Source organism: Exiguobacterium sp. FSL W8-0210 (genome assembly GCF_038006045.1).
Lineage (GTDB): Bacteria > Bacillota > Bacilli > Exiguobacteriales > Exiguobacteriaceae > Exiguobacterium_A.
Map to the genome: position 1 here is coordinate 1 of NZ_JBBOUK010000006.1, position 3,648 is coordinate 3,648.

The 3,648-nt window shown below is 42.8% G+C and carries 4 protein-coding genes; 3 read left to right on the plus strand and 1 reads right to left on the minus strand.

Annotated elements, in window-relative coordinates:
• Positions 1–65: 65 nt before the first annotated feature.
• Positions 66–497 (minus strand): hypothetical protein, encoded by a 432-nt coding sequence (locus tag MKY22_RS17300; RefSeq protein WP_341090777.1) that lies wholly within the window; start codon positions 495–497, stop codon positions 66–68.
• A gap of 82 nt (positions 498–579) precedes the next feature.
• Here MKY22_RS17300 and MKY22_RS17305 point away from each other — a divergent pair, with 82 nt between their 5' ends.
• The 3 genes from MKY22_RS17305 (at position 580) to MKY22_RS17315 (ending at position 3,601) form a co-directional block, all read left to right on the plus strand.
• A complete protein-coding gene (locus MKY22_RS17305) occupies positions 580–1,053 on the plus strand; it encodes a hypothetical protein (RefSeq protein ID WP_341090779.1) in 474 nt (157 codons plus the stop codon).
• Between the two features lie 1,860 nt (positions 1,054–2,913).
• A complete protein-coding gene (locus MKY22_RS17310) occupies positions 2,914–3,381 on the plus strand; it encodes a hypothetical protein (RefSeq protein ID WP_341090780.1) in 468 nt (155 codons plus the stop codon).
• 13 nt (positions 3,382–3,394) lie between these two features.
• Positions 3,395–3,601: a hypothetical protein gene (locus MKY22_RS17315; protein ID WP_341090781.1), complete on the plus strand. Its 207-nt coding sequence runs from the start codon at positions 3,395–3,397 to the stop codon at positions 3,599–3,601.
• Positions 3,602–3,648: the final 47 nt, after the last annotated feature.

Sequence of the window (3,648 nt, forward strand, 5' to 3'; positions counted from 1 at the left end):
GGATGACGACGACGCAGAGCCAAGCATGAAAAAAACGGTCGGAATCGACCGTTTTCACAAACTTTTCACTCGCTCTTAGCCATATTATTTATGACCATCGGATCACTATAAGAAAGAATATAAAATTCTTGTTCATGCGTTCTGATAACAAATAAATTCAGGTCACCACGTTCGGTGTAGATTTCTTTTGTTTTCATATATTTCTCGGCAAACTCACCAAAAATCGACTCTTGTAGCTTCACGATTGGATAGGGATTTCTGAGTCCGTCATCAAGGATTCCATGCTCTTGAAGAGTTCCCATAAACACAGCATACTTTTCAAAGCGCATTAAAAAATAGTCTCGCGAAGGATCATCTATTATCAACTTGGACACATCGTCAGCTCCATAAAAATATAAATCAATCGCGTAATGGTCATTTCCCTTCAATGACATCGTATCCAATTCCAATTCGTAGTCTTCAACGCTGAGTAAAAAATCAAGATCTATGTTATTCAACATGACACCCCCTATTATAATTAGAAAAATCAAACAATTTAGACTTCTTTTGTATTATCATACATAAAAAGGAGGTTTTATAGTGAAGAAAATTTTAGCGCTTTTTTTGACATGTTTATTTTTCTTTAATGTCTCTTTTTCAGATGATTCTGTTCAAGCATCATGTCGACCTTTTTCTGAAAAAGAAGAAGTTGTTTCGGATTTTGATATATTAGGGTTTAGTGATTCCATCGAAATGGAAGATCCAGATGTTGAAATTTTGTGTGCGAAAACTACTCCAATAGGATGGGGAGCAGTTAGAAGTACTGCTCGACTGACGGAAGTCACTAAATCAGGAGTTAAAAACTACGTGAAAAATGCTGATTCCACTCAAGCCTCCCGAGACTTTAGCTCTATACTTCCAGGAGTAAAAGTCCAAAAATCACCTAAGCCTGACGGCACGTTTGCCTTGTATAAAGTATCACCAACATCTGGTGCTGTAACCATGTATAAAGCCAAATCCACTGGAACTACATCTCTAACTTGGATGAAAGAAAAAATCAGGTATAACGATTAATTATTAAGTTAAGCTATGTTTCTAAAACAGAAAAAGTTAGGAGCATATCTACTAGGTATGCTCCTAACTTTTTTACTATGCTGATTATTTTACAAGATTATTATCTATTCAGAACTTAAAGTCGTTCAGAAAAAAAGATTACAATCAGAACATATCGATAAAAGAAATGAAGTGTGATTTAAAGAATAGAAAATATTTTTTTGGAATTTAGATAAGAGAATGAATCTGACTATATTACTTATGAAGTGATCGTCGTTAAAAAATCCAGTGATCGGTTACGACTGGAAAAAAGATTAAGTAGCAACATCTTTAAAGGATCACTTGAAATGAAAAAGTTAAAAATGATGAAAAAGAGCATAAGGGGAAACTGCTATCACTCAGTGTGCTAGCCTAGGCGGAGCCTAGTGTTTCCCTGATATCATCAAAATCGCCAAAAGGTCACACCGCGTGCCACTAAAAACGGCATTTTGGCACGGCGGTTGCCACCAAAAAAATACGATTGCTAGCACTAGCAATCGTATTTTTTTATTTTTCAAAATGAATTTTCAATTTGAAAAACGATTTGAAATCTCTTTTTTTGAATCGAGATTTGATGTGTGATAAAAATAAAATGTTGTCAGAAAATTGATGTAAGCGTACAATAATCAGTAACAAAATACGGACGGCACAACAAAAAACGCCACTTCTCCCATCTACTTGTCGGGAAACGAGTAGATGATCAACGAAGTGACGCTTTTGAATAGCGAGTGCAGGAACACTTGCTATTGAATAGTTGAAGACACACCGAACGTGGCTTCAACTTAGATGACCTTATCATACTAAGGAAACCTTCAACATTCAAGGTTTTAGTACAGAAAAAGGACATCATTCAGTAGCAAGTTTTACGAAACTCGCTATTGGATGATGTCCTTTTTGTTTTGGTTTTACATAGAAAGAGGTCTGCACTCGCTCTTTAAACGAGTAGGTTCATCCAGCCGACGCAGTAGAATGGATCGGTCATCACCGCAGTTCCAGTAGGTGATGCGACGTTAGCAGGGGAAGGACGGAGAGCCCTGTACATAGCCTAAGTCCCGAAGGGATACGGTAAAGATCGTTGAGAGGTTCAGACGGGGTCATATGGTACGAGACCGTAGGCAGTCCCACGACAAACGGTGGGGAATTTCCTAGTAGGCGGCTGTATGATTGCTGTGACACGACATATGACGGCTTTTGGCCGCCATACAGTGGGTTATATGACGAGTCGCCGAAAGGCAGCAAGGTAGGGCGTGGAAACGCCTTGTGTGCGCGAGAGCGCAGCGAGTCATATCGTAGGGGCGAGACTCCCCTGCAATCTTGGAACGCCTAGACATACGGATACCTCGTCCTACACTGGACGCAGTGCACCGATGGGCAGATTTAACTCTTTCCTTTTTGCAAGGGGTTAGTCTGCCCATCCAGCCGTTTTCCTCGCCTGCCTCCCGCAGTATGTCCTCGCTCTTCAGGTTCTACAAGTCTTTTTTATGAAAAAAGGAATAGAAAGTGCCGGAAAGATGAAGATCAACGACGGGTTCATGTGTCGTGCGAGGGATGTTGAAGGAGGGAGCGAAGCGAGTCCATTCAACATGCCGCAGTGCGCCAGCAAGCGAAGTGAAGGCGTAAACGCCGGAACGAAGTGCGGTAGATCAGGAAAGCGAGAATCTTAAACAGGCATCTAGAGAGAAAAATAGGTGCTGGAGTTGGTCGTTTATATCAACTACCGAACGATCTAGAAGAGCGAAAGTTAAGGAGAAATGCAGGTGTCTAGCCCTGTAATGTAGAAACTTAAGAGGGTAAGAGGTTAAATAACAAGACAGGTGTAGATTGCAAGGGGGGGGGAGACGCATGAGAGAAATGGAACTGACGATCCTTGACGTGACGGAACTCAACAAACGGATGAAGTTCCTCGATATCGCGAAACAGCATGCTCCAGTGGGTAAGGAGAAGCTACGAGAAGCCTTGAAACAGGCTGGGGCGACGTTCGACCAACAGACGAAGCGTTGGCAGATTGCTGGAGACCATCCGAACGCCCAGAAGCGTGTCCTGGACTTCGTCCAATCGACACGAGTGAAGGAGAAAAAGAATCGAGCGACGGATCCATTACGTGTGGATCCGGTGACCGGACAGTCGCAACTCGACGATAGCTATTTCGAGATCGAGACGAAACCGCAACGAATCATCCGGAAGAAGGTCTCGCTCGACCTCGACGTGACGCTCCACAAGCGTCTGAAGCATATCGCACTCGAGAACGACGTGAAACTCTACGAACTCGTCGAAGGCGTCCTGCAGGACTACGTACGCAAACAAAAATGAGGAGGACGAACAGATGAAAACCGTAGCGAACTTCCGAAAAGATTTCGAAGAAATTCTTGAGGATCCGAACACGAATCGCCGTGACGTCCGATTGGCGAACTTGATGTCAGAGATGGAGGGGGCGATCCAAATCCCACTGCTGCAAAATCTCGAATGGGAAGCCCAGCACCCGGAAGAAATCGAATTGTACCGGGAGGTCTCGAACGCTCGCGTGCTCTAAAATCGTCAAAAAGAAGCATCCTTGCGTGAAATGACAATTCCTCGCAA

Bases quoted from the DNA above. Each gene is read 5' to 3' on its own strand.
- MKY22_RS17310 (WP_341090780.1), top strand. From the start codon at position 2,914: ATGAGAGAAATGGAACTGACGATCCTTGACGTGACGGAACTCAACAAA.
- MKY22_RS17315 (WP_341090781.1), top strand. From the start codon at position 3,395: ATGAAAACCGTAGCGAACTTCCGAAAAGATTTCGAAGAAATTCTTGAG.